Annotated in this window: 21 protein-coding genes; 12 read left to right on the top strand and 9 right to left on the bottom strand. The window is 72.0% G+C overall.

The window, feature by feature from the left end; translation table 11 throughout:
- The first annotated feature begins 32 nt into the window (after positions 1 to 32).
- From xylA to araA, 6 genes are all read left to right on the top strand, one after another.
- On the top strand, positions 33 to 1,220 hold the full coding sequence (gene xylA / locus Q0818_RS10135; RefSeq protein ID WP_298874087.1) for a xylose isomerase: 1,188 nt from the start codon (positions 33 to 35) through the stop codon (positions 1,218 to 1,220).
- A 265-nt stretch (positions 1,221 to 1,485) separates the two neighbouring features.
- Entirely contained in the window at positions 1,486 to 2,880 is a 1,395-nt protein-coding gene (gene xylB, locus Q0818_RS10130) for a xylulokinase (RefSeq protein WP_298874086.1), read from the top strand.
- A 386-nt stretch (positions 2,881 to 3,266) separates the two neighbouring features.
- On the top strand, positions 3,267 to 4,235 hold the full coding sequence (locus tag Q0818_RS10125) for a LacI family DNA-binding transcriptional regulator (RefSeq protein WP_298874084.1): 969 nt from the start codon (positions 3,267 to 3,269) through the stop codon (positions 4,233 to 4,235).
- Between the two features lie 239 nt (positions 4,236 to 4,474).
- The gene (locus tag Q0818_RS10120; RefSeq protein WP_298874083.1) at positions 4,475 to 5,191 is read left to right on the top strand and encodes an L-ribulose-5-phosphate 4-epimerase; all 717 of its coding nucleotides are present in this window, start codon (positions 4,475 to 4,477) and stop codon (positions 5,189 to 5,191) included.
- Positions 5,188 to 6,759, top strand: coding sequence for an FGGY-family carbohydrate kinase (locus Q0818_RS10115; RefSeq protein ID WP_298874082.1), 1,572 nt, complete (start codon positions 5,188 to 5,190; stop codon positions 6,757 to 6,759). Before Q0818_RS10120 ends, Q0818_RS10115 begins: the two co-directional genes overlap by 4 nt.
- Before the next feature lie 20 nt (positions 6,760 to 6,779).
- Positions 6,780 to 8,291, top strand: a complete 1,512-nt coding sequence (gene araA / locus Q0818_RS10110; RefSeq protein ID WP_298874081.1) for an L-arabinose isomerase — start codon at positions 6,780 to 6,782, stop codon at positions 8,289 to 8,291.
- Positions 8,292 to 9,104: 813 nt separating this feature from the next.
- Here the strand turns inward: araA and Q0818_RS10105 are convergent.
- Positions 9,105 to 9,614, bottom strand: a complete 510-nt coding sequence (locus tag Q0818_RS10105) for a hypothetical protein (protein ID WP_298874080.1) — start codon at positions 9,612 to 9,614, stop codon at positions 9,105 to 9,107.
- Between the two features lie 107 nt (positions 9,615 to 9,721).
- On the opposite strand from Q0818_RS10105, the gene Q0818_RS10100 reads away from it, so the two are divergent.
- Entirely contained in the window at positions 9,722 to 10,789 is a 1,068-nt protein-coding gene (locus tag Q0818_RS10100; protein ID WP_298874079.1) for an SDR family oxidoreductase, read from the top strand.
- A 97-nt stretch (positions 10,790 to 10,886) separates the two neighbouring features.
- On the opposite strand, the gene dgt is transcribed toward Q0818_RS10100, so the two are convergent.
- From dgt to Q0818_RS10075, 5 genes are all read right to left on the bottom strand, one after another.
- Positions 10,887 to 12,455, bottom strand: coding sequence for a dGTP triphosphohydrolase (gene dgt, locus Q0818_RS10095; RefSeq protein ID WP_298874078.1), 1,569 nt, complete (start codon positions 12,453 to 12,455; stop codon positions 10,887 to 10,889).
- A gap of 306 nt (positions 12,456 to 12,761) precedes the next feature.
- On the bottom strand, positions 12,762 to 15,095 hold the full coding sequence (locus Q0818_RS10090) for a glycoside hydrolase family 3 N-terminal domain-containing protein (protein ID WP_298874077.1): 2,334 nt from the start codon (positions 15,093 to 15,095) through the stop codon (positions 12,762 to 12,764).
- A gap of 6 nt (positions 15,096 to 15,101) precedes the next feature.
- Positions 15,102 to 15,986, bottom strand: coding sequence for a carbohydrate ABC transporter permease (locus Q0818_RS10085; RefSeq protein WP_298874076.1), 885 nt, complete (start codon positions 15,984 to 15,986; stop codon positions 15,102 to 15,104).
- On the bottom strand, positions 15,983 to 16,996 hold the full coding sequence (locus tag Q0818_RS10080; protein ID WP_298874075.1) for a carbohydrate ABC transporter permease: 1,014 nt from the start codon (positions 16,994 to 16,996) through the stop codon (positions 15,983 to 15,985). The genes Q0818_RS10085 and Q0818_RS10080 overlap by 4 nt, the downstream gene beginning before the upstream one ends.
- Positions 16,997 to 17,007: 11 nt before the next feature.
- On the bottom strand, positions 17,008 to 18,294 hold the full coding sequence (locus Q0818_RS10075) for an extracellular solute-binding protein (RefSeq protein WP_298874074.1): 1,287 nt from the start codon (positions 18,292 to 18,294) through the stop codon (positions 17,008 to 17,010).
- A gap of 175 nt (positions 18,295 to 18,469) precedes the next feature.
- Here Q0818_RS10075 and Q0818_RS10070 point away from each other — a divergent pair, with 175 nt between their 5' ends.
- From Q0818_RS10070 to mmuM, 3 genes are all read left to right on the top strand, one after another.
- Positions 18,470 to 19,471: a LacI family DNA-binding transcriptional regulator gene (locus tag Q0818_RS10070; protein ID WP_298874073.1), complete on the top strand. Its 1,002-nt coding sequence runs from the start codon at positions 18,470 to 18,472 to the stop codon at positions 19,469 to 19,471.
- 92 nt (positions 19,472 to 19,563) lie between these two features.
- Positions 19,564 to 20,070: a MarR family transcriptional regulator gene (locus tag Q0818_RS10065; RefSeq protein WP_298874072.1), complete on the top strand. Its 507-nt coding sequence runs from the start codon at positions 19,564 to 19,566 to the stop codon at positions 20,068 to 20,070.
- On the top strand, positions 20,067 to 20,921 hold the full coding sequence (gene mmuM, locus Q0818_RS10060; protein ID WP_298874071.1) for a homocysteine S-methyltransferase: 855 nt from the start codon (positions 20,067 to 20,069) through the stop codon (positions 20,919 to 20,921). Before Q0818_RS10065 ends, mmuM begins: the two co-directional genes overlap by 4 nt.
- A gap of 27 nt (positions 20,922 to 20,948) precedes the next feature.
- On the opposite strand, the gene Q0818_RS10055 is transcribed toward mmuM, so the two are convergent.
- Entirely contained in the window at positions 20,949 to 21,665 is a 717-nt protein-coding gene (locus Q0818_RS10055) for a TetR/AcrR family transcriptional regulator (protein ID WP_298874070.1), read from the bottom strand.
- An 85-nt stretch (positions 21,666 to 21,750) separates the two neighbouring features.
- On the opposite strand from Q0818_RS10055, the gene Q0818_RS10050 reads away from it, so the two are divergent.
- Positions 21,751 to 22,608: an NAD(P)H-binding protein gene (locus tag Q0818_RS10050; RefSeq protein WP_298874069.1), complete on the top strand. Its 858-nt coding sequence runs from the start codon at positions 21,751 to 21,753 to the stop codon at positions 22,606 to 22,608.
- Positions 22,609 to 22,702: 94 nt separating this feature from the next.
- On the opposite strand, the gene Q0818_RS10045 is transcribed toward Q0818_RS10050, so the two are convergent.
- The gene (locus Q0818_RS10045) at positions 22,703 to 23,617 is read right to left on the bottom strand and encodes a hypothetical protein (RefSeq protein WP_298874068.1); all 915 of its coding nucleotides are present in this window, start codon (positions 23,615 to 23,617) and stop codon (positions 22,703 to 22,705) included.
- Between the two features lie 82 nt (positions 23,618 to 23,699).
- Positions 23,700 to 24,173, bottom strand: a complete 474-nt coding sequence (locus tag Q0818_RS10040) for an Lrp/AsnC family transcriptional regulator (RefSeq protein ID WP_298874067.1) — start codon at positions 24,171 to 24,173, stop codon at positions 23,700 to 23,702.
- A gap of 155 nt (positions 24,174 to 24,328) precedes the next feature.
- Here Q0818_RS10040 and ald point away from each other — a divergent pair, with 155 nt between their 5' ends.
- Positions 24,329 to 25,414 (top strand): alanine dehydrogenase, encoded by a 1,086-nt coding sequence (gene ald, locus Q0818_RS10035; RefSeq protein ID WP_298874066.1) that lies wholly within the window; start codon positions 24,329 to 24,331, stop codon positions 25,412 to 25,414.
- Positions 25,415 to 25,417: the final 3 nt, after the last annotated feature.

The raw sequence follows: 25,417 nt of genomic DNA, 5'->3' as shown, positions 1-25,417 counted from the left end.
GCACTCGTGCGTTTTCATGCGAAGGAGCAGGAATGCCCACCCCCACCCGCGATGACAAGTTCTCGTTCGGACTCTGGACCGTCGGTTACAACGGCACCGACCCCTTCGGCGGCCCGACGCGCGAGCCCCTCGACGTCGTGCACGTCGTCGAGAAGCTCGCCGAGCTCGGCGCCTACGGCCTGACCTTCCACGACGACGACCTCTTCGCCTTCGGCTCGACCGACGCCGAGCGCCAGACGCAGATCGACCGCCTCAAGGGCGCGATGAAGGACACCGGCATCGTCACGCCGATGGTGACCACGAACCTCTTCTCGGCCCCCGTCTTCAAGGACGGCGGGTTCACCTCGAACGACCGTCAGGTGCGTCGCTTCGCGCTGCGCAAGGTGCTGCGCAACCTCGACCTCGCCGCCGAGCTCGGCGCGCAGACGTTCGTCATGTGGGGAGGCCGCGAGGGCGCCGAGTACGACTCCGCGAAGGACGTCCGTCAGGCGCTCGAGCGCTACCGCGAGGCCGTCAACCTCCTCGGCGACTACGTCACCGACAAGGGCTACGACATCCGCTTCGCGATCGAACCCAAGCCCAACGAGCCCCGCGGCGACATCCTGCTGCCCACCCTCGGTCACGCGATCGCGTTCATCGACTCGCTCGAGCGCCCCGAGCTCGTGGGCCTGAACCCCGAGGTGGGCCACGAGCAGATGGCCGGGCTGAACTTCGCCGCGGGCATCGCCCAGGCGCTGTACCACGGCAAGCTCTTCCACATCGACCTCAACGGCCAGCGCGGCATCAAGTACGACCAGGACCTCGTCTTCGGTCACGGCGACCTGCACAACGCCTTCGCCCTCGTCGACCTGCTCGAGAACGGCGGCCCCGGCGGGGTCCCCGCCTACGACGGTCCGCGCCACTTCGACTACAAGCCCTCGCGCACCGAGGACGAGTCGGGTGTCTGGGACTCGGTTTCGGCCAACATGAACACCTACCTGCTGCTCAAGGAGCGCGCCGCGGCCTTCCGCGCCGACCCCGAGGTGCAGGAGGCCCTGGAGGCCGCGAAGGTCGCCGAGCTCGCCCAGCCGACGCTCAACGAGGGCGAGTCGTACGACGACCTCCTCGCCGACCGCTCGGCCTACGAGGACTTCGACACCGACGTGTACCTCGGCGGCAAGGGCTTCGGCTTCGTCCGTCTGCAGCAGCTCGCGACCGAGCACCTGCTCGGCGCACGCTGAGTCGTCCCGGGCCCGGATGCCACGGCATCCGGGCCCTTCCGGGTCGAGGCCGCGCTTCGCCGGCGCCTCCTCCCGCGCGGACACTCGACGGGCGGCGGGCTGGGGCTCGGGGCCCGCGGCATCCCGCTCGTCGAGAGTCCAAGACACGCCGTGACGGGGCCCGCTCTCGCGGCGTTTCCTGGACACTCGACACCACGGGAGGCATGGGCCTCCGTGCGGAACACGGGCCGCGCCACTGGCGGCGCGGCGGAGAGAAGGGCAGAGCATGGCGCTCGTCATGGGAGTCGATTCGTCGACGCAGTCGTGCAAGGTCGTCGTGGTCGACGCCGAGACCGGACGGGTGGTGCGCGAGGGACGCGCCTCGCACCCCGCCGGCACCTCGGTCGACCCCGAGGCGTGGTGGACGGCGCTGCAGGATGCCATCGCCCAGGCCGGAGGCCTCGACGACGTGGCAGCGGTCTCGATCGCCGGACAGCAGCACGGCATGGTCGTGCTGGATGCCGATGGCGCTGTCATCCGCGACGCGCTGCTGTGGAACGACACGCGCTCGGCGCAGGCTGCGCGCGACCTCATCGACGAGGTCGGCGCCGCCGAGTTCGCCGAGCGCACGGGCGCCGTGCCGGTCGCGTCGTTCACCGGAACGAAGCTGCGTTGGCTGCGGGATGCCGAGCCGGAGAACGCCGCGCGCGTCGCCGCCGTCGCGCTGCCGCATGACTGGCTCACCTGGCGCCTGCGCGGGTTCGGTCCGGGCAACGCGGTGCTCGAGGAGCTGGTCACGGATCGTTCCGACGCCTCGGGTACCGCCTACTGGGGCGTCGACGGCTACGACGTCGACCTGTTCGTCCGCGCGCTCGGCCACGACGCGGTGCGCCCGCGCGTGCTCGGGCCGTGGGAGAGCGCCGGGACGCTGCCGGGCGGGGCGCTCATCGGACCCGGTGCCGGCGACAACGCCGGCGCGGCCCTCGGCCTCGGCGCGGGGGTGGGCGATGTCGTGGTGTCGCTCGGCACCTCGGGCACGGTCTTCGCCGTCTCCGACGCCCCGAGCCGCGACACCACCGGCACGGTGGCCGGCTTCGCCGACGCGACCGGGAAGTTCCTGCCGCTGGTCGCGACCCTCAACGCCGCCCGCGTGCTCGACGCCTTCGCGGGCCTGCTCGGTGTGTCGCACGACGAGCTCGGCGCCCTCGCCCTCGAGGCCGAGCCCGGCGCGGGTGGCGTCGTGCTGGTGCCGTGGTTCGAGGGGGAGCGCACGCCGAATCTGCCGCACGCCCAGGCGTCGCTGACGGGGCTGACTCTGGCATCCACGACCCGTGCGAACTTCGCGCGCGCCGCGATCGAGGGCATGCTGGGCGGGCTCGCCGTGGGGCTCGAGGCGATCCAGGCGCAGGGCGTCGAGGTGCGGCGCATCCTGCTGATCGGCGGGGCCGCCGCGAACGAGGGCGTCGCGCGGATCGCCGCGCAGGTGTTCGACGCCGAGATCGTGGTGCCGTCCGCGGGCGAGTACGTCGCGCTCGGCGCCGCCCGTCAGGCCGCGGGGGTGCTGGCGAACGGTCCCGTCGAGTGGACGGTGGCCACGACCCGGGCCGTCGAGCCCGATCACCGGCCCGAGATCCGCGCGCGGTACGACGTGATCGCGGCGCTTCGCGCGGCCGAGAGCTGAGCGCCCCGTCCCGGGCGGCGGGGTGAGGAGCGTCCCGTCTCCGGTGTTCGGGAGCTCATCCGCGCCGTTTCGGGGCGACACGCGGTGGAACCCCGCCGCCGGAGTGGAATCGGGCGCTCCGAATACGCCAGAGTGATACCGGACCCGTCGACGCCTTGTAAGGGGGGCGTCGGCGGGTTCTTCGCGTGAGCGCTCCCATAGATGAGCGTGGCTCGGTGCCGGGACGTCCGGCCGACCGGGCTGCCGCCGTTCCCGGTCGAGGACGCCGCGGGGTCGCGCGGGCGGGATGCGTGCGCCGGACGCCGGCGACGGGCCGTGCGCCGACAGATCCTTCCGCGAGCCGCCGAGGCCGACCACGGCGTCGCGCGCCACTACTGTGAGTCACCATGAGCGGCGAGATCGGGACCAAGCGCATCGGCGTGCGCGAGGTCGCCGCCGCCGCGGGGGTGTCGACGCAGACCGTCTCGCGGGTGCTGAACGACTATCCGGGCATCCGCGACGCGACCCGTGAGCGCGTGCTCGCGGCGGTCGCCTCCCTCGACTATCGCGTCAACAACGCCGCCCGCGCCCTCGGCACGAGCCTCACGCGCACCGTGGGCGTCGTGGCATCCGATGCCGTCCTGCACGGTCCGTCGGCGGGGATCGCGGCGCTCGAGCGGGCGGCTCGAGCGCGCGGGCGATGGATCTCGACCGCGTACACCGATTCGGACGACCCCGCCGACATCGACGCGGCCGTGCGCCACCTGCTCGACCAGGGGGTCGACGGGATCGTGCTCGTCGCCGCGCACGGGGTGACGCCCCTCGAGGGGTACGACGTGCCGCTCGTGCCGTTGTACGGCGAGTCCGGGATCCGCCAGCGCGATGCGGCCGCCCTCGTCGTGGACCATCTCGCCGACCTCGGACATCGGCGCCTCGTCGAGGTCTCCGGACCGGCGGACTGGCGCGAAGCCCTCGCGCGCACCGCGGGCGTGGCCGACGCCGTCGCCCGCCGGGGGCTGAGCCTCGTCGACCGCGTCGAGGGGGACTGGAGTGCCGCTTCGGGCTCCGCGCTCGCCGAGGTCGTCGCCGAACGTGTGCGGGCGGGGGCCACCGCCGTCGCTGTCGCGAACGACCAGATGGCCCTCGGGCTCGTGGCGGGGCTCGCCGCTCGCGGTCTGACCGTCCCGGCGGACGTCTCGGTCGCCGGTTTCGACGACAACCCGGATGCCGCTTTCTACACGCCGGCCCTGACCTCGGTGCGCCTCGACGTCGAGGGGGAGGCCGCGTACGCGGTCGCCGCCGTGCTCGGAGACGATGCTGACGCGCCTGCGCCCCCGGTGCTCGTCGCGCGCGCCTCGACCGCTCCGCCGCGTTAGCGCGCGAGCGGCATGCGCGGGCGGCCCGAGGATCAGCGCGACACGGCGGCTGGAGGCCGTTCTCTTCGACGAGACAGCATGCGATCGTCGAGACCGCGCGTTCGCGCGACGCCTCCCGCGGTCTCGGCACATCGGTGCGCTTCGGCCCAGACCGGCGCTCGCGCCGACGCGATGTTACCGGTAACATCAACACGGGCGCCTCGCGCCCGACCACTCGAACCCCGTCGAAGGAGACCCGCGTGTCCGATGCCGCCACGTTCGCGCCCGAGGTGCAGGAGGCCATCGACGCCGTCCGCGCCGACGTCGCGCGACTGCACGCCGAGCTCGTGCGCTACAACCTCGTCATCTGGACCGGAGGCAACGTCTCGGGCCGCGTCCCCGGCGCCGACCTGTTCGTCATCAAGCCCTCGGGTGTCTCCTACGACGACCTGGCGCCCGAGAACATGATCCTCTGCGACCTCGACGGCAACGCCATCCCGGGTGCCCCCGGCTCCGAGCGCAGCCCCTCGAGCGACACCGCCGCGCACGCGTACGTCTACCGCAACATGCCCGAGGTCGGCGGCGTCGTCCACACGCACTCGACCTTCGCCGTGGCCTGGGCGGCACGCGGCGAGGAGATCCCGTGCGTCATCACCGGCATGGCCGACGAGTTCGGTGGGCCCATCCCGGTCGGCCCCTTCGCGATCATCGGCGACGACTCGATCGGTCGCGGCATCGTCGAGACCCTGAGCGGACACCGCAGCCGCGCGGTGCTCATGCAGAACCACGGTCCGTTCACCATCGGCGTCAGCGCGAAAGACGCCGTCAAGGCCGCCGTCATGTGCGAAGACGCGGCGCGCACCGTGCACTACGCCCGCGAGGCCGGGCCCCTCGTCCCGATCCCGCAGGACAAGATCGACGCCCTCTACAACCGCTACCAGAACGTCTACGGACAGAGCACGGACGACCGCCGATGAATGCCCTCATCACCGAAGGCCGCGCTTCGCTCGGCATCGAACTCGGTTCGACTCGCATCAAAGCGTGCCTCATCGGCCCCGACGCCGAAGTGCTCGCGGTCGGCTCCCACGAGTGGGAGAACGTCTACGCCGACAAGCTGTGGACCTATTCGCTGGATGCCGTGTGGTCGGGCCTGCAGGCCGCCTACGCCGAGCTGGTCGCCGACGCTCGGCAGCGCCACGGCGTCACCCCCGTGCGCTACGCGGCGATGGGCGTCTCGGCCATGATGCACGGCTACCTCGCGTTCGACGCCGAGGGCGAGCTGCTCGCCCCCTTCCGCACGTGGCGCAACACGAACACCGGTGTCGCCGCGGCGGAGCTCACGGAACTCCTGGGCGTGAACATTCCGCTCCGCTGGTCGATCGCCCACCTGCACCAGGCGGTCGTGGACGCCGAGCCCCACGTGCCCGAGATCCGCTTCCTCACGACCCTCGCCGGTTACGTGCACGAGAAGCTCACGGGCGAGAAGGTGCTCGGCGTGGGCGACGCCTCGGGCATGTTCCCGATCGACTCCGCGACGCGTGACTACGACGCCGAGCTCGTGTCCCGCTACGACGCCCTCGCCGCCGGACGCGTCCCCGCCCTGACCGACCTCCTGCCGCGCGTGCTCGTGGCGGGCGCCGACGCGGGCAGCCTCACCGCTGCGGGCGCGGCGCTGCTCGACCCGAGCGGAACGCTGCAGCCCGGCATCCCGTTCGCCCCGCCCGAGGGCGACGCCGGAACGGGCATGGTCGCCACCGGAGCCGTCGCTCCGCGCACCGGCAACGTCAGCGCCGGCACGAGCATCTTCGCGATGGTCGTGCTCGAGCGTCCGCTGTCGCAGGTGCACCACGAGCTCGACCTCGTCACGACGCCCGTGGGTGACGCGGTCGCGATGGTGCACTGCAACAACGGCGCGAGCGAGCTGGCCGCGTGGGCGAACATGTTCACCGCGTTCTCCGTCGCGGCCGGTACCCCCGCGACCCCGGATGCCACGTACGCGGCGCTCTTCTCGGCCGCGCTCGAGGGCGAGGCCGACGCCGGTGGACTGCTGGCCTACAACCACCTCGCCGGCGAGCCCATCGCGGGGCTGGAGGAGGGCCGCCCGCTCGTGGTCCGCACGCCCGACAGCCGCCTGACGCTGCCGAACTTCATGCGCGCGCAGGTGTACGGCGTGTTCGGCACGCTCGCCCTCGGGATGGACGTGCTGCACGGCGAGGGAGTGGCGCTCGAGAAGATGTACGCCCACGGCGGCATGTTCCGCACCGCCGGGGTCGCCCAGCGCTTCCTCGCGGCGGCGCTCGACGCTCCCGTCGCGGTTGCCGAGACGGCGTCCGAGGGCGGCGCGTGGGGCATGGCCGTGCTCGCGGCCTACGTCGCCGACGGCGCCGGCCGCGACCTCGACACCTACCTCGCCGAGGTCGTCTTCGCCGACGCGCCCATCACCACCGTCGACCCCGACCCGGCGGACGTCGCCGGATTCTCGGCCTACCTCGACCGCTACCGCGCAGGCCTCGCCGTCGAGGCCGCCGCCGTGGCATCCCTCTGAACACGCGAAAAGGAACAGTCATGACCCGCACGAAGCTCAAGAACGACCTCGACGGTTACGAGGTCTGGTTCGTCACCGGCAGCCAGAACCTCTACGGCGAGGAGACCCTGAAGCAGGTCGCCGAGCAGTCGCAGGCCGTCGTCGAGGGCCTCGACGGCCTCCCGGTGAAGGTCGTCTGGAAGCCCGTGCTGAAGGACTCCGACAGCATCCGCCGCATGGCGCTGGAGATCAACGGCCGCGACGACGTCATCGGCGTCATCGCGTGGATGCACACCTTCAGCCCCGCGAAGATGTGGATCGCGGGGCTCGACGCCCTGCAGAAGCCGCTGCTGCACCTGCACACGCAGGCCAACGTCGAGCTGCCGTGGAACGACATCGACTTCGACTTCATGAACCTCAACCAGGCCGCCCACGGCGACCGCGAGTTCGGGTACATCCAGACGCGCCTGGGCGTCTCGCGCAAGACGGTCGTCGGCCACGTGTCGAACCCGGCCGTGCGTCAGCAGATCGAGGACTGGGAGCGCGCCGCCGCTGGCTGGACCGCCGCCCGCACCCTCAAGCTCGCGCGCTTCGGCGACAACATGCGCTTCGTCGCCGTCACCGAGGGCGACAAGACCGAGGCCGAGCTGCGTTTCGGCGTGCAGGTCAACACGTGGGGCGTCAACGAGCTCGTCGAGGCCGTCGAGCAGGCCTCGGATGCCGACATCGACGCGCTCGTGCAGGAATACGTCGACAGCTACGACGTGGCCTCCGAGCTGCTTCCCGGCGGCGCGCGCCACCAGTCGCTGCGCGACGGCGCGGCGATCGAGCTGGGCCTGCGCTCGTTCCTCGAGGAGGGCGGCTTCGGCGCCTTCACCACGTCGTTCGAAGACCTCGGTGCGCTGAAGCAGCTGCCCGGTCTCGCGGTGCAGCGCCTCATGGCCGAGGGCTACGGCTTCGGCGCCGAGGGCGACTGGAAGACGGCGATCCTCGTGCGCGTCGCGAACGTGATGGGTGCGGGCCTGCCCGGCGGCGCCTCGCTCATGGAGGACTACACCTACGACCTCGTGCCCGGAAACGAGCGCATCCTCGGCGCGCACATGCTCGAGGTGTCGCCGTCGCTCACGACGAAGAAGCCGCGCCTGGAGATCCACGAGCTCGGCATCGGCGGCAAGGACGACCCGGTGCGCCTGGTCTTCACCGCCGACGCGGGCCCCGCGCTCGTCGTCGCGATGAGCGACATGCGCGACCGCTTCCGCCTCGTGGCCAACGTCGTCGAGAACGTCGACGCCCCCGACCTGCCGAAGCTCCCCGTCGGCCGCGCTGTGTGGAAGCCCGCCCCCGACTTCGCGACCTCGGCCGGCTGCTGGCTCGCCGCCGGTGCCGCCCACCACACCGTCATGACGACGGCCGTGGGCATCGAGGTGTTCCGCGACTTCGCCGAGATCGCCAAGACCGAGCTCGTCGTCATCGACGACGACACCACGGTCCGCGGTTTCCAGAGCGAGCTGCGCTGGAACCAGGCGTACTACCGCCTGGCCCAGGGCCTGTAAGACCCGTCGCCCCGGGCCGCCGCACGGCCCCGGGGCGACGCGGCGCGTGCGCCTCGATCTTCGGGGCGCCTTGCGTGCACCGGGGCGTCCGTCGGACATCCCACTGCACGGATCGTGCCCCGGAACCTCCGCAGCGGTGGGCTGCGCCGGTTCCGGGGCATTTCCGCGTGCGGGCTGCGATCACGTCTCGCGCGCGGGGTCCATAGCATCCGGTGTTGCGGACCCTTGTCCCAGTTCTGGCGGTGCGTGTCCCACTTGTGGGGGGGTTGTCAGGCTTTGGACTGACCATTTTCGGGACATGGATGCCGCTGTGCCCGGGCTGCGCCGGTTCCGGGGCATTTCCGCGTGCGGGCTGCGATCACGTCTCGCGCGCGGGGTCCATGGCATCCGGTGTTCGCGCCCCTTGTCCCAGTTCTGGCGGTGCGTGTCCCACTGGTGGGGGGGTGGCAGGCTCTGGACCGACCATTTTCGGGACATGGATGCCGCTGTGCCCGGGCTGCGCGGCCGTGTGCGTGGGCATGTCCCAGTTCTGGCGGTGCGTGTCCCACTTATGGGGGGTTGGCAGGTTCTGGACCGACCATTTTCGGGACATGGATGCCGCTGTGCCCGGGCTGCGCGGCCGTGTGCGTGGGCATGTCCCACTTCTGGCGGTGCGTGTCCCACTCGTGGGGGGTTGGCAGGCTCTGGACCGACCATTTTCGGGACATGGATGCCGCTGTGCCCGGGCTGCGTGGCCGTGCGCGTGACGACCCTCGTTCCATCGGCCCACGCCAGGCACGAGGGTGGCGGACATCGCGAACACCCCCGCCGCTTTCACCGGACGATGACTTCCGCCTGCGCGTTCGTCTCGGTGTTGCACGTCGTGACCTGCCACGCGGGAGCCCCGTCGTCGACGACCCGCCGCATGTCGATGATGAGGGGGCTCGGGTATGTCTCCCCGGACTCCTGGGCCGCGACCCACGCGGAGGGCGCACCGACTTTCCGCTCGGCATCGGTGAGGTCGACCTCCTGCGACGCGCGCTTCTCGAGCGTCTGCACATCGAGCAGGGCCTCCTCGCCGCGGGTCGGATCGTTCCCGGTCACGCTCCGTACGCGCCAGACCCACTTCTCGTCGAGGTACTCGAGTCGGAGACCCACGACGGTGCCCGTCGACTCCCCCGGGAGGGACTCGAGGAAATCAGTGGGCCAGCTGAGCTGGTCGGGAAGACACGTGCCCGGATAGCCGTATCCGAGCGCGCGCTGCGCGGGCGGGGTCGTCGCGCACCCGACGAGGATGCCGAGCAGAACCGTCGTGGCGCAGGCGGCCATCGCGCGTCGTCTCATCGCCCCACCGTATCGGCGGGCGCGACGTGCGACGCGCCGCGTCGGAATACCCCCGCCTCACCCGTCGTTGCGGACGGTTCACCCCCCCGACCGATGGGAACCCCGCAGTGACTGACACCCCACACGCCCTCGTGGTCGGCGCGACCGGCATCGCCGGCGGCGCCCTGCTCGACCGCCTTTCCGACGACGGATGGGCGGTGACGGCGCTGTCCCGCCGGCCGGGAGCAGGGCGCGCAGGCATCACGTGGCGCTCCGCCGACCTGCGCTCACCCGATTCGTTGCGGGCTGCGCTGAGCGGCATCCCGGTCACCCACGTGTTCTTCACGGCCTGGTCGCGGCAGGACACCGAGGCCGAGAACATCGCCGTCAACGGCGGGATGGTCCGCGACCTGCTCGCCGCCCTCTCCGACGCCCCGGTGCGCCACGTGGCGCTCATGACGGGACTCAAGCACTACCTCGGTCCCTTCGAGGCGTACGGCCAGGGCGCGATGCCCGACACGCCGTTCCACGAGGACGAGCCCCGGCTCGAGGTCGACAACTTCTACTACGCGCAGGAGGACGAGCTGTTCGCGGCCGCCCGGCGCCAGGGCTTCACCTGGTCGGTGCACCGCTCGCACACCGTCCTGGGCCACGCGGTCGGCAACGCGATGAACATGGGGCTCACGATCGCCGTCGCCGCGGCGATCAGCCGACACCTCGGCCGGCCGCTGGTGTTCCCGGGCAGCGAGACGCAGTGGAACGGTGTGACCGACGTCACGGATGCCGACCTGCTCGCCGCCCAGATGGTGTGGGCGGCCACGCACCCAGAGGGGGCCGACGAGGCGTTCAACACGGCCAACGGCGATGTCTTCCGGTGGCGGTGGATGTGGCCGCGCATCGCCGCCGACCTGGGGGTCGAGGCGGAGGGCTTCGACACCGCCCCGCGCCCGTTCGAGCAGCAGATGGCCGATGCTGCGCCGGTGTGGGCCGAGATCGTCGAGCAATACGGTCTCGTCGAGCCCGACCTCGCCCGGGTCGCCTCGTGGTGGCACACCGACGCCGACCTCGGACGCGAGATCGAGGTGATGACCGACATGTCGAAGAGCCGCCTGGCCGGCTTCACCGAGCACCACCGCACTCGCGACTCCTTCACTCGCCTCTTCGAGCGCTATCGCGCGGCACGCCTCATCCCCTGAGCGTGAGGCTCCCGGCGGTTCGTTTCGCGGAGCGTCCTTTCGCTCGGGGTGGAGAATGCCGCGCGCCGAAGGGTGGAATGGGCCGCGAACCCGGGTCCTACAGCCGCTGCCCCAGCGCCCACAGGCGGTCCGCGCGCCCCGAGATCGCCTCCGACAGCGCGAAGGCCTGCGCATCGGTGAGGGATGCCACGTAGTCGACGATCCCGCGCGAGCGGGCGAGGCGTTCCGCGTCGGCATCCGACGGGCGGCGCTCCGCGGGCAGGGCGGTGTACTGCTCTCGAGCGAGCGCGATGAGCTCGCGCAGGCGCCGCGGGGTGCGCGCGCGGTCGAGGTCGTCGTCGAGCCACTCGCCGAGCGCCCGCACCGAACGGGCGAGGATCCGGCTCATGCCGCGCTGCTGGATCGCCAGGTCGGGGCGGCTGAGCACGAAGCGCTTGTGCACGAACTTCAGCACCTCGACGTGGTGCCAGGCCGACGCCGACAGCACGACGGGGCCGGCGCGCGGGGTGTCGAGCGGGCGCAGGCGTGCGGACTCCTGGAACCGGCGGATCCACCGGTCGGTGAAGGCGGCGAGCCGGCGCTCGGCCGTCAGCGAGCCGTCGAACGGGCGGGCGAGCAGGTCGGTGACCATCTCGGCATCCACGTCGCTCACAGCGGCGAGGAAGGCCTCGTCGTCGGCGATCCACGGGTCGTCGCGGCGCATCTTGCGGCGCAGGCGCTCCAGGCCCGCGCCCGGCGCCAGCTCGGCGCGCACCTCGGCGTCGTCGCGGTCGCGCCACTCGAGCACGTCGTCGAGCCAGCCGCGGAACTCCGCCGCGATCGGGGCGTGATCCAGGATGCCGGCGCGATAGAAGTCGTCGACGTCGTGCACCGAGTACGCGATGTCGTCGGCGAGGTCCATCACGGCGCCCTCGATGCTCTGGCGCAGGGGCTCGGCATCCACTCCCTCGCGCGCGTCGTCGAGGTCTTCGAGGTCGAGGTCGTACGCGGAGTACTTGTGCACGCGATACGCCCCGTCGGGGGAGCGACGGATGCCGCGGGGCGGGCCGATCCGCTCGACGTCGGCCGCGTCGACCGACGGCGCCCACGGGTACTTCGCCGAGGCCGCGCGCACGGCGGCGGTGAGGTTGAGCCCGCGCGGGGCGTTCTCGACCACGTCGAGCGAGACGAGGATGCGGTAGGTCTGCGCGTTGCCCTCGAACCCGTCGGGAAGCCCCAGCTCCTCGCGCGCGAGGCGGTTGAGCGTCGACTCGCCGAGGTGGCCGAACGGCGGGTGGCCGAGGTCGTGCGCGTAGGCGGCGGCCTCGACGACCGTGGCGTTGCAGATGTCGCCCTCGCCGGCCCGACGCGAACGGGTGTTCAGCTGCAGGGCCACCACGCGCGCGATTGCACTGACCTTCAGCGTGTGCGTGAGGCGGTTGTGCACGGGCGCGCCCGAGATCGACGGCGAGACCACCTGCGTCACCGCCGACAGGCGCGAGAAGTACGGCGAGAACTGGATGCGCTCGAGGTCGATCGACCACGGATCCGCGCGGGCATCGTCGTGGTCGGGGAAGACCCGGGATGCCGGGTTGCCGACGACCGTTCCCCGCTCGACGCGCGCGGGGTCGGCGGGCAGGGGCGGTGCGTCCGCCGCCGGGGGCGTGGTCTCGTCGTGCAGCGTCATCCGGTCCTCCCGCGGCGTCGATGGCGTGGATCCACGCTAACGCGTATGCGGTGGCCGTTCGCCGCGCGCACACCTCCTGCAGAGATCGACCGTTACGGCGCCAGCGGCTTGATGTGACGCCAGATTGCAGGAGTTGTGCTCGTTGACCGGAGGAGCGGCCGGCAGAACGGGTCAGCACGGGCTGGGAGGCGGGGCGTGCACAACTCCTGCGTGAGACGACAGGAGACGTCGGCGGGGACCGGTTCGGTCGCTTCTGCAGGAGTTGTGCACACAGGGGCGATGGCGTGGTCCCCGGCGGGGCGCCAGTCAGCCCCGCCGCACCTCCACGTCGACCACGCGGGCGTCGTCGAGACCGAGCTCGTACGTCGGGCCGGTGATACGGAGCCCCACGGCCTCGTCGACCTCCGCACACGACGGTCCGAGCCGCAGCTCCACCTCGCCCGGCTCGACCACGCGACGCATCGCCCGGTCGCTGTACGCCAGCCGCGAGGCGGGCACGGTCAAGCGCACCTCGGCGCGCTCGCCCGGCTCGAGCTCGACGCGCGCGTACGCGACGAGCTGCGCGACGGGCCGCGTGACGCTCGCAACCGCGCGGTGGGCGTACACCTGCACGACATCGGCTCCCCGCACAGCGCCGGTGTTCTCGACGCGTGCCGTCACGGTGAACGCGTCGCCCGCCCGCACCTCGGCGGAGGCACCGGATGCCGACCCCCCGGCCGAGCCGACCCCGTCCACCCGCAGCTCCCGCCGCGCGAACGTCGTGTACGACAGCCCGAACCCGAACGGCCGCACCGGTGTCGGGTCGGTGCTGGTCACGCCCGACGGCCCGCCGAGCAGGGGGTGCAGGTACGAATACGGCTGCGACCCCGCCGAGCGGGGGAGCGAGACGGGCAGGCGCCCCGAGGGGGTGGCATCCCCCGTCAGGAGCGCGGCCAGCGCGGGCGCCCCCTCCTCTCCGGGGAAGAACGCCTGCAGCACCGCCGCCGGAGCCGCGGCGCCGTCGAGCGCCCAATCGAGCGCGTACGGGCGGCCGGTCAGCAGCACCAGCACCACCGGGGTCCCGGTCGCGACGACCGCCTCGACGAGCTGACGCTGCACGCCGGGCAGGTCGAGCGAGTCGGCGTCGTTGCCCTCGCCGACCGTGCCGCGACCGAAGAGCCCGGCGCGGTCGCCGACCACGACGATCGCGACGTCGGCGTCGCGCGCGGTGTCGACGGCGGCGGCGATGCCGGAGGCGTCGGCGCCCTCCACCGCGCAGCCCTCGGCGTACGCGACTTCGCCGAAGCGGTCGGCGACGGCCTCGCGCACCGTCGGGATCTCGAACCCGAGCGGGAACGAGGGGTGGTGCGCGAGCACGTGGTTGGCGAACGAGTAGCAGCCCATGAGCGCCTCGGCGCTGTCGGCATTCGGGCCGATGAGGGCGATGCGTCCGGGCTCCCGCAACGGCAGGACGCCGTCGTTGCGCAGGAGCACCGCGCTCTCGAGAGCGAGCCGGTACGCCAGCGCGCGGTGCTCCGCGTCGTCGAGGTCGATGCTCGGCGGGGGCGTGGAGAAGTCGGCATCCAGGAGCCCGAGGTCCTCCTTCTCGGCGAGCACGCGCGCGACGGCGCGGTCGACCACCGCCTCGGGGAGGGCGCCGGATGCCACCCGCTCCGCGAGGAAGGGGTAGGCGTCGGGCCCCGGGAGCTCGACGTCGATGCCCGCCTCGAGCGCGAGCTGTGCCGCCTCGCCGCGGTCGGCGGCGATGCCGTGCATCGAGCGGAGGAACTCCACCGCGAAGTAGTCCGACACCACGGTGCCGTCGAACCCCCAGCGGCGGCGCAGCAGATCGGTGAGCAGCTCGTGGGAGCTGGCCACGGGCACCCCGTCGATCTCGGTGTACGAGTTCATGACCGACCGCACCCCGCCGTCGCGCACCGCCATCTCGAACGGGGGCAGGAACACGTCCTGCAGCTCGCGCTGCCCGGCGGACACCGGAGCGTGGTTGCGCCCGGCGCGCGAGGCGGAGTAGCCGACGAAATGCTTCAGGGTCGCGTGCACCCCGGCCCCCTGCAGTCCGCGCACGAAGGCCGTGCCAATCGTGCCGACGACGTAGGGGTCCTCCGCGATGCACTCGTCGACGCGCCCCCAGCGCGCGTCGCGCACGACGTCGAGCACGGGAGCGAGCCCCTGGTGCACGCCGAGGTCGCGCATCGAGCGGCCGATCGCGGATGCCATGAGCTCCACGGCATCCGGGTCGAACGAGGCGCCCCAGGCGAGAGGCGTGGGGAAGGTCGCCGCCTTCCACGCCGCGAAACCGGTGAGGCACTCCTCGTGCACCAGGGCGGGGATGCCCAGGCGCGTCTCGGTCTTCAGCCGCCGCTGTTCGCCCCACAGCCACTCGGCGCGTTCGATCGGGTCGACCGGGCGGGTGCCGTAGACGCGGGTGAGGTGGCCGAGGCCGTGCGCGGTGGCATCCACGTAGGCGGTCGAGGTGACCTTCTCGCCCGAGAGGGGGGCCACGACCTCGTCGCCCTGGTCGACCCAGTACCCGACGAGCTGAGCGAGCTTCTCGTCGAGGGTCATGTCGGCCACGAGCGCCCGCACGCGGGCGGAGGTCCCGGGCAGGGCGGCGCCGACGTCGGTGTTCTGGATGGTCATGTGGGGTCAGCCCTTCACGGCGCCGGTGAGGCCGCCGACGATCCGGCGCTCGAAGACGCTGAAGAACAGCAGAGCGGGGATCATCGACAGCGAGGTGAAAGCGAGCACGCGCGCGGTGTCGACGGAGTACTGCGAGGCGAACGCCTGGGTGCCCAGCGGCAGCGTGTACACGGCCTCGTTGTTGAGGATGAACAGTGGCAGCATGTACGAGTTCCAGCTGTTGACGAAGGCCAGGATGCCGACCGTTACCACCGCAGGCACCGCGAGGGGCACGACCATGCGCCAGAAGAAGCCGAGGCGGCCGAGGCCGTCGATCGACGCCGCCTCCTGCAGCTCCTTCGGGATCGCCGAGAGGAACGGCGACAGGATGATGATCGTCAGCGGCAGAGCGAAGGCGATCTGCGGCACGATGACGCCCGCGAGGGAGTTCATCAGACCGAGGTTGCGCACGAGGATGTACAGCGGCGTGATCGCCACCGTCATCGGGAACATCAGGCCCGCGGTGAACAGGGCGAACACCGCGCCGCGTCCGCGGAAGCGGTAGCGCGACAGCGCGTAGGCGGCCATGAGTCCGAGGATCACGACGAACGCCGTGGTGGCGACGGCGGCGATCGCGGAGTTGCCGACCTGCCCCCAGAACACACCGCTGGCGAGCACATCGGCGTAGTTCTCCCAGTTCCAGCGGCTGGGAAATCCGGCCGGGTCGACCGTGATCTCGGCGTTCGAGCGGAAGCCGCCCAGGATGATGTAGACCACCGGGGCCAGCATCATGCCGATCAGCAGCAGGGCGACGAAGGCCACGAGCAGGGAGCTCGAGCGCTTGGTGCCGGCGGGGGAGCGGTGCACGGAGCGCGGCGCCTTCGGCGCGACGAGCGTGGCGGTGGCGGTCATGAGGTACCTCCCGTGAGGGCGCCGGCGGTGTCGCGGCGCAGCACGAAGCGCTGGTACACGAGCCCGACGGCGAGAGAGATGAGGAACATCACCACGGCCACGGCGCTGCCGTAGCCGAAGCTGCCGGCGTTGCGACCGTTGGCGACCATGTAGGTGGCCATGGTCGAGGTGCCCGCGGTGGAGGCGACGTACTGGCCCCAGATGATCCAGACGAGGTCGAACAACTGCAGCGAGCCGATGATCGACAGGAACGCCCAGATGCGGATGGTCGGGCCCATGAGCGGCAGCACGATGTTGCGCTGGATCTGCCAGTACGAGGCGCCGTCGATCGCGGCGGCCTCGCTGAGCTCCTCGGGGATGCCCTGAAGGCCGGCGAGGAAGAGGATGACGGCGAAGCCGATGTACTTCCACGTGATGATGATCAGCAGGGTCCAGATCGCCAGGGCCGGGTCGGAGATCCAGTCGGCGCGCAGCGAGCCGAGGCCGATCTTCTCGAGGGCGCCGTTGAGGGCGCCGCCCGACTGCAGCATGAGTCCCCAGCCGAGACCGACCACGACCTCGGAGATGACGTAGGGCACGAAGATCAGCACGCGGATGAGCGACTGGGCCCGCATCTTGCGGTTCAGCAGCAGCGCGAGACCGAGGGCGAGGGGCCCCTGGAGCACCAGTGAGCCGATGACGATGAACGCGTTGTGCCCGAGCGCCTCGTGGAAGGCGGGGTCGGTGAGGATCGTGACGTAGTTGCGGATGCCGACGAAGTCGGTGGGGGTACCGAAACCCGACCACTTGTAGAAGCCGTAGTAGGCGGCGAGGGCGACGGGCAGGATGACGAACGAGACGAACACGACCAGGGCGGGGCCCAGGAGGATCGCGAGTTCGCCGCGGATGCGCCAGTTCTCGACGCGCCGACGCGCGGTCGGCCGCCCGGCCGAGGGGGCGCGGTGAGCGCCCTCCCCGGCCGGGCGGCGAGACCCGGCGTCGACCGCCGAGGCGGTGAGTTCGGTGGTCATGACCGGTGTCCTCAGCGGGATGCCGCGGCGTTGACCGCGTCGACGATGCCCTGCGGGCTGCCCTTGCCGGCGAACATGTCGACGACGGCGACGTTCAGCGCGTTGCCGACGTTCTGGCCGTACAACGTGTCGAGCCAGACCGAGACGTAGGGCGCCTCGGAGTAGGCCTCGAGCACCGACTGCAGCGCGGGGGTGGTCACCGCACCCTGCGCCTCGGACGAGGCGGGGAGCGTCTGGAACGCGGTGGCGTACGCCTCCTGGTTCTCCTGGTTGACGAGGAAGTTCAGGAAGTCGGTGCACTGCGCGGGAGCGTTGACCCAGCACGAGTAGCCGTCGACGCCGCCCATCATGGCGCCGGGCTCGCCGTCGCCGCCGGGGACCTCCGGGAAGGGGAACCAGCCGAGGTCGGGCAGCGGCTTCTCATCGGGGGTGAGCGAGGCGATCACGCCCGGGTCCCACGCGCCCATGAGCTCCATCGCGGCCTGCTTGTTGGCCAGGAGACCGGCCGACGAACCGGCGCCCTGCTGGGCGGCGGTGGTGAGGAAGCCCTCGTTGAAGGGCGCGGTCGCCAGGAACGACTCGAGGTCTTCTCCGGCCTTCAGCCAGCACGGGTCATCGAAGCTGCGGCTCGAGGCGGCCGAATCGAGCACGTCCTTGGAGCAGGCGCGCAGGGCGAAGTTGTAGTACCAGTGCGCGGCGGGCCAGGCGTCCTTCGCACCGACGGCGATCGGGGCGACCCCGGTGGCCTTGATCTTGGCGTTGGCGGCCTCGAGCTCGTCGATCGTCGCCGGAGCAGAGGTCACGCCTGCGGCGGTCAGCAGGTCTTGCGACGTGAAGATCCCGGAGGGGAGCACGGCGACCGGCATCCCGTAGTTCTTCCCGTCGATCTCGAAGGCCGAGAGCGAGGAGCCGAGGGCCGTCTTGGCCTCCGGGGTGATCTTGTCGGTGAGGTCCATCGCCTGACCGGCCGTGACGATGTCGGCGAGCTTGCCGCCGCCGCGCGCCATGAACAGGTCGGGGGCGTCGCCGGAGTTCAGCGCCGTCTGCAGCTTGCCGTCCATCTCCTCGTTCTGCACAGCCTGGATCTCGACCGTGACGCCGGGGTTGGCCGCCTCGAAGGCGGCGGCGGTGTCTTCCCAGTACTTCTTGCCGTCGCCCGTGGTGGAGTTGTGCCAGAGCGTCAGGGTGACGCTGCCGTCGGCGTTCTGTCCGCTTCCGCCGCCCGCGGCGCAGCCGCCGAGCGCGAGGGTGCCGGCGACGGCGAGGGCCGCTCCGGCGAGGATCTTGCGCGTGTTCATGTGATTCCCGTTTCTCTTCGTCGAGGTGCGCCGTGGGACGCGTCGGTGTTCGGCTGCTTCGCCGTTCCTGCGCTTCTCGGGGTCTGCTGCCCGCCGAGGTGTCAGCAGTGTCGCCCGGGATCTCGGGGCTCGTCAAACGTTTTCGAAAATGATTTCCACGCTAGGGTCGGATGCCATGACGAGGCGCGCCACCATCCACGACGTCGCCGCGGCGGCCGGGGTCTCGGTGGCCACGGTGTCGAAGGCCGTGAACGGCCGCTACGGCGTCGCACCCGAGACGGTGGGACGCGTGCTCGACGCCGTGAAGACCCTGGGCTACGAGTCCAGCCTCGTCGCCAGCAGCATGCGGTCGCGGCGCACGGGGGTCATCGGCGTGCTGGTGGCCGACATCGAGCCGTTCTCCGCCGAGATCCTCAAGGGCGTGGGCGGTGCCCTGCGCGACACCGGGTACGACCTGCTCGCCTACACCGGGGCCCGCCGCGACGGCGAGGGCTGGGAGCGGCGCTCGCTCAGCCGTCTGAGCGGCACGCTCATCGACGCGGCGATCATCGTCACCCCCACCGTGGTCAACGTCTCGAGCGACGTGCCGATCGTCGCGATCGACCCCCACACCGGCCGCGGAGACGTGCCCACGGTCGAATCCGACAGCTTCAGCGGGGCGCAGCAGGCGGTGCATTATCTCGTGCAGCTCGGCCACCGCCGTATCGGCTTCATCGCCGGACGCCCCGATCTGCGCTCGGCGGTGGCGCGCGCCTCGGGGTACCGCGCGGGGCTGTCGGCCGCCGGCATCCCCTTCGATCCCGCGCTCGTCGGCGTGGGTCGCTACGAGCAGGACGTCGCGCGCGAAGCCGCCCACGCCATGCTCGCGCTGGCCGACCCGCCGACCGCGGTGTTCGCCGCGAACGACCTGTCGGCCCTGTCGATCGTCGAGGTCGCGACCGAGCGCGGCCTGCGGGTTCCCGAGGATCTCTCGGTCGTCGGGTTCGACGACGTGCCCGAGGCCGCCCGCGCCCAACCGGCGCTCACGACCGTGCGGCAGCCGATGAAGCGCCTCGGCGCCGAGGCCGTCCGCATCGTGCTCGCCCTGCTCGCGGGCGACGAGCTGCCCGAGACGCACATCGAGCTGCCCACGCGACTCGTCGCGCGCGGCACGACCGCGCCCCCGCGCGAGCGCTGAGGCGGGTCGTCCCGGCGCGCTGGGCCGCATCGCCCGGCGCCACACCGGCTCGGGCGCGCCGCACCACCCCGTGGCTCCGGTACCGTCGAGGTGTGAATCCCGCCAGCAGCAAAGACGACGAGGTCGATCTCCTCATCGACGCGTGGTCGCAGTTGCTGCCCGAGGTCGACCTCACCCCCCTCGACGTGATGTCGCGCCTGCGCCGCGCCGCGTTCCACCTGTCGAAGCTGCGCGCCAAGGCCTTCGCCAGCGCCGGCATCGCCGTGTGGGAGTTCGACGTCCTCGCGGTGCTGCGTCGCGCCGGCACCGAACTGAGCGCCACGCGCCTCATCACGGCGACCATGATCGGCAGCGCGGCGATGACCAACCGCCTCGACAAACTCGCCGACCGCGGTCTCGTCCACCGCCGCCCGAACCCCTCCGACGGGCGGGCGATCCTCGTCGCGATCACCCCCGAGGGGATCGAACGGGTGGATGCCGCCATGACCGAGCTCGTGCGCCTGGAAGCCGATGCCTTGCGCGACGTCAGCCGCGCCGACCAGGCCCTTCTCGCGAGTGCCCTGCGCGTGCTCGCCGCCGGCGAGACGCACGAGGCGTGATCGACCTCCTCGACACCCTCTCTCGACGTCCGGTCGTGCTCGACGGCGGACTCGGCACGCTCCTCGAGGCGAGGGGCAACGACGTCACCTCGGCGCTCTGGTCGGCGCGGGTGCTCCGCGACGATCCCGCCGAGGTGCGCGCCGCGCACGCCGCGTTCGTCGACGCGGGCGCCGAGGTCGTGATCACGGCCTCGTACCAGCTCGGTTTCGGCGGCGACATCCCGGATGCCGAGGTCGAGGCGCTCCTGCGTCGGTCGGTCTCCCTCGCCCGCGAGGCGGGCGATGCGGTCGTGGCGGCATCCGTGGGTCCGGTGGGCGCGCTCCGCGCCGACGGCAGCGAGTACACGGGCGACTACGGCCTCACCGTCGACGAGCTGCGGATGGCCCACCGCCGGCGCCTGGAGGTTCTCGCCGACGCGGGCGCCGACCTGCTCGCCGTGGAGACCATCCCCTCGCCGCTCGAGGCCGAGGCCCTCTCCCTCGAACTCGCCGCCCTCGACACCCCCGCGTTCGTCAGCCTCTCGGCCGACAGCACCGGTTTCGCGACCCCGGGAGCGCTCGCCGCGGCGCTGGGTATCGCGGCATCCGGATCATCGGTCGTCGCCGTGGGCGTCAACTGCTGCTCGCCCGGCGCGGTGCTCGGCGCCCTGACCGAGGGGCCCGGCATCCCGCTCGTCGCCTACCCCAACACGGGGGAGACCTGGGATGCCGCCACGCGCACGTGGAGAGGGGCCGCGGCCCCGTTGGCCGCCGACGCCCCGTCGTGGGTCGCGGCGGGAGCCCGCCTGGTCGGCGGCTGCTGCCGCTCGATGCCGGCCGACATCGCCGCGATCGCCGCCGCGGTGCGCTGACGGCGCGCGGGAGGGGTCGACCGGATCTCAGCGCGCGTCGATCACGCGGTCGAGCCACTCCACCAGGAGCGAGCGTTCCGCGCTCGAGAGGGCGTCGAGTCCGGCCGCGTCCGCGCGCAGCGTGACCGCGGCGGTGCGGTGCGCGGGCTCGGTGGACGCGGCGGTCGCCTCCGGGACGATGATGGATCCGAGCACGGCCTCGAACAGGGCGTCGGCGACGGCGGGATCCCGCGCGTCGCTCGGGTGCTCGAGCAGGGTCAGGATCGCGCCGGTCCCCGCCGCGTGGATGAGGGCGACGGCGTGCGCTTCGGAGACGCGCAGTCGGCCGGACGACGCGACGCGGCGGACGCGTTCCTCCAGCGCGTGCACGCCGGCGGCCAGGGCGGGGGAGTCGCGACCGCGTCTGGGATCGCTGAGGAGGACGAAGAGGTCGGGGTGCTCGAGGCCGAACCGCACCGTCTGATGCCAGCCGTGACGGAGGTCCTCGATCGGGTCGCCCCAGGATCGCTCCGCGTCGAGGTCGGCGACCTTGCCCGCGCTGAACGTCGCCATCGTCCACTCGGCGACCGCGTCGAGCAGTCCCTCCTTGTCGCCGAAGAGGCGGTAGATCGTGGGGGCCTGGATCCCGGCCCTCTCCGCGACCGCGCGGGTGGTGACGCCCGCGGTCCCCTGGTCGCGCAGGAGCGCGGCGGCGGAGGCGATGATCCGCTCGCGCACGTCGTCTCGGGGCGTGGCGGGGGTCATGTGAAGACGATAACAAATCCTTGTAAGCGGCGGTAATGAATGTTACCTTTCGAGCGTTTCCATCGATAACACGAAAGGCATTCCAATGATCACCATCACCGGCGCGACGGGTTCACTGAACCGCGCCACCGTCGATCACCTTCTGCAGAGCCTCGACCCGTCCGAGCTGGTGGTGGTCGTGCGGGATCCCTCCCGCGCGGACGATCTCGCGCGTCGAGGCGTCGAGGTGCGGGCGGGGGACTACGCCGATCCACACGGACTCCGGGCGGCGTTCGAGGGTGCCGACCGTCTGCTCCTCGTCTCCTCGAACGACCAGAACGCCGATGCGGCGGCTCTGCACCGCGGAGCCATCCAGGCGGCGAGCGACGCGGGGGTCGGGCACGTGCTCTACACGAGTCATCAGGGGGCCGACGCCAGCTCGCCGTTCGCCCCCGCGCGGGATCACGCGGCGACCGAGGAGGCGCTCGCCGCCAGCGGCCTCCCCTGGACGGCCTTGCGCAACGGCTTCTACGCCCACTCCCTGCAGTGGCTGCTCGGGCCGTGGCGGAAGACGGGGGCGGTGTCGGTGCCCGCTGATGGCCCGGTCTCCTGGACGTCGCGCGACGATCTCGCCGAAGCGGCGGCACGCTTGCTGGGGCGCCAGGTCCTCCCGCAGGGGCCGGTGACGCTCACCGCCACGCACGCCCCGAGCTTCGCCGACCTCGCCCGCTGGGCGGGGGAGACTGCGGGTCGTGAGGTCGCCCTCGACGTGATCGACGAGGAGGAGTGGATGCAGCGCTCGCTCGCCGCGGGTCGGCCCGAGGGCGCGGTCCGCTTCACCCTTGGCGTCTTCCAGGCGGCGGAGGGCGGCTTCTTCGCCGGAACGGATCCGGCGCTGCGCACCCTGCTCGGTCGCGAGCCGGTGACGGCCAGGAGCGTCGTGGACTCCCTGGCGCGGGCCTGATCGTCGTCTGAGCCTCCGGCGCCCGGGCACCGGACGTTCCGCCGCCCGGCCGGCAGGGGAGCCGCGATCGCCGCGGCGGTGCGCGGCCGACGCCTCACGTCCTCCGGCTGCCGTCGACGCTCTCGCGCAGAAGCGTGAGCTGCGCGGCGCGCCAGCCGTACGCGTCCCTCAGGCGGGACCGTACGGTCGACAGCGCCGACGGCACGAGCATCTCCACGCCCCGGTAGACGTCGACCGCCGAGGGGTCGACCTCGCGGGCGGCCATGCGGAGTTCGGTGAGCAGGGCCAGCAGGCCGTCGGGGCCGAGCTCGGTGCGCGCCCGGGGCCAGTCGCCGAACGCGACCCGCGTCCACGGCGCGGTGGTCGCCGCGCCCCCGAACGCGGGAGAACGGCGCACGAGCACGACCGCCACCCCCGCCAGCAGGACCGTGGCCGTTGCGATCACCCCGGCGGCCTCGATGGAGAACAGCGTTCGAGCGAGAGGGGAGTCGCCGAGGGGGCTCGCCTCCACAGCCACCCTGGCCAGGCAGTACGCCGCGAAGCCGCCGGTCGTGCCGGCCAGCACCAGTGCCGAACGGCGCGGGATGGTTCGGGAGCGCGCGGTCAGCACCGCGCACGCAGCGCTCGCCGCCGCGACCGCGAGAACCCTCACCGTGAGCGCGGTGGGGGCGTCGAGCACCACCGAGGTGACCCCGACGGTGAGTGCGAGCGCCACGGCGGACACGACCAGCACCCGCACCTGCCGGGACCGCGGCGCAGACACCGCGATGCACAGCATGGAGGGGGCGAGCACCATCGCGCACGCGGCGATCGCGAGGGCGATCGGGCCACCGCCCTGGAACGCGAGGACGTACATCGCGGTCGATCCGACCGACAGCACGCCCGCCATGGTCGTGACCCGCAGGAAGAAGTGCAGAGGTGCGCGGCTCCCCAGCTGCGGCAGGATCACCCCGATCATGCTCACACCGAGCGCGACGCACATCACCGCGAGCCCGATCGACAGCACCATGGATCCTCCACGCCACATCATGCTCGCTCCGGCGCGCGCGGCCCTCCCCGACGCTCGGGGTTGACGCCGGCTTTCGCGCGGCTCAGTCGAAGTCCGCGGCGAGCGCGTTGCGGTGGTACTCGAAGATGATGCTGGTGCGGGTGGATGCCACGCTGTGCCGCGCCGAGAGATGATCGACGACGAAGCGACGTACCGCGGAGGAGTCGTCTACGGCGATGTGCACGAGGAAGTCGTCGGCGCCCCCGAGGAAGAAGAGCTGGATGACGTCGGGATGCCGACGGATCTCGTGCGCGAACGCGCGGATGCTCTCCTGCCGCTGACCCGGCCGCAGCGTGACGCCGACGATCGCCTGCAGACCGCGACCGAGCCGGCTCTGGTCGACGGCGGCGTGGAATCCGGTGATGAGACCGCGGTCGACGAGGGCGCGCAGCCGCGCGTGAGCGGTGGATGCCGCAACGCCCAGGGCCTCGGCGAGCGCGGCGTTCGTCATCCGGGCGTCGGCGGAGAGCAGCTCGATGATGCGGGCGTCGAGCGGGTGCAGGTCGTCGTCGGCCATCGCAGATCCTTCGCGTGAAAGCCGCGCGAAAGCACGACAGCGCCGATGATACGGGAGACATTCGGTAATTTTCCGAATATTCTGCGCAGAAACACCACGGAAACACCCCTTTCTGCGATTCTTCCGGCAACGCTCATCCGCTCGAGGAGGAACCCATGCGCGTCGCCGTGCCGACCGAGATCAAGAACAACGAGAACCGCGTCGCGATGACGCCGGCGGGGGTCGACGCCCTCGTGCATCGTGGACACGACGTGCTCGTGCAAGCCGGAGCGGGCGAGGGCAGCGGTTTCTCCGACGAGCAGTACGCGGCCGCCGGAGCGGAGATCGTCGCGACGGCCGACGAGACCTGGGCACGCGCCGAGCTGCTGGTCAAGGTCAAGGAGCCCATCGCCCCCGAGTACGGATTCCTGCGCCCCGACCTCACGCTGTTCACCTACCTGCACCTGGCGGCCGACCGTCCCCTCACCGACGCCCTGATGGCGGCGGGGACCACCGCCGTGGCCTACGAGACCGTCCAGACCGCGGACCGCGCGCTCCCGCTCCTCGCGCCGATGAGCGAGGTCGCGGGTCGCCTGTCGATCATCGAGGGCGCCCACCACCTGCTGCGCGCGTCGGGGGGCCGTGGCCTGCTTCCCGGCGGCGTTCCCGGAACCCCCCGGGCGAAGGTGGTCGTCATCGGCGGCGGCGTCGCCGGAGAGCACGCGGCGGCCAACGCCCTCGGACTCGGTGCGCGGGTCACCGTCGTCGACATCTCGCTGCCCAAGCTGCGCCAGCTCGAAGAGCGCTTCGGCGGCGCGATCGAGACGCGCGCCTCGACGCGCCTCGAGATCGCGGAGCAGCTCGCCGATGCCGACCTCGTGATCGGCTCGGTGCTGATCCCGGGCGCCGCAGCTCCCAAGCTCGTCACCGATGAGATGGTCGCGGCGATGAAGCCCGGCTCGGTGCTCGTGGACATCGCGATCGACCAGGGCGGCTGCTTCGAGGGCTCGCGCCCGACCACCCACGACGCCCCCACCTTCCGCGTGCACGAGGCGCTGTACTACTGCGTCGCGAACATGCCCGGCGCGGTGCCGCACACCTCCACGCGCGCCCTGTCCAACGCCACACTGCCCTACATCACGCGCATCGCCGACGCGGGCTGGGAGGCCGCGGCATCCGCCGATCCCGCCCTCGCCAAGGGGCTGAACGTGCGCGCGGGCGTGGTCGTCAACGAGGGCGTGCGCGCCGCCTTCGACCTCTGACCC

Source organism: uncultured Microbacterium sp. (assembly GCF_947489255.1).
GTDB classification, from domain to species: Bacteria; Actinomycetota; Actinomycetes; order Actinomycetales; family Microbacteriaceae; genus Microbacterium; species Microbacterium phycohabitans.
This window is presented reverse-complemented; position numbering and strand designations above follow the sequence as displayed.